Source organism: Pseudomonas sp. 2822-15 (genome assembly GCF_002742515.1).
In the GTDB taxonomy this organism is placed as follows: Bacteria; Pseudomonadota; Gammaproteobacteria; order Pseudomonadales; family Pseudomonadaceae; genus Aquipseudomonas; species Aquipseudomonas salomonii.
In genome coordinates this window covers 1-282 of record NZ_LJRY01000025.1, presented here as the reverse complement: position 1 = coordinate 282, position 282 = coordinate 1, and the positions used below count along the sequence as shown (strand labels likewise).

The following is a 282-nucleotide window of genomic DNA, read 5'->3' as shown; positions in this document are numbered from 1 at the left end:
ATTTCATACCAATGATTAAGCTTCTATATTTCGCTTCTATCTGTTGAAAATGCGGAAAGGTTGCTTGCATACTAATTCGGTCTATATCCCCAGCATAAATGCCTGATAATAAAGGATCAATTAAATTATCAACCACTTCATTTCCAAGCCTTTTTCTAAAAAAGTTTCCTAGTGATTGATCTTCACCATTCTTAGTAGTTCTACCACGCATAAGGTCTCCTGCAGCTCTCACTTTGCCTGCGGGAGATATGAGTTTCGTTTTCAAGAAGGGCCCCCACTGAG

General features: G+C 39.0%; 1 protein-coding gene. It reads right to left on the bottom strand.

Annotated features, from left to right (window positions below; all coding sequences use genetic code 11):
• A partial coding sequence (locus AOA59_RS00085) for an FAD-dependent oxidoreductase (protein WP_256592981.1) occupies window positions 1-232 on the bottom strand: 232 nt, incomplete at its 3' end.
• Window positions 233-282 lie beyond the last annotated feature (50 nt).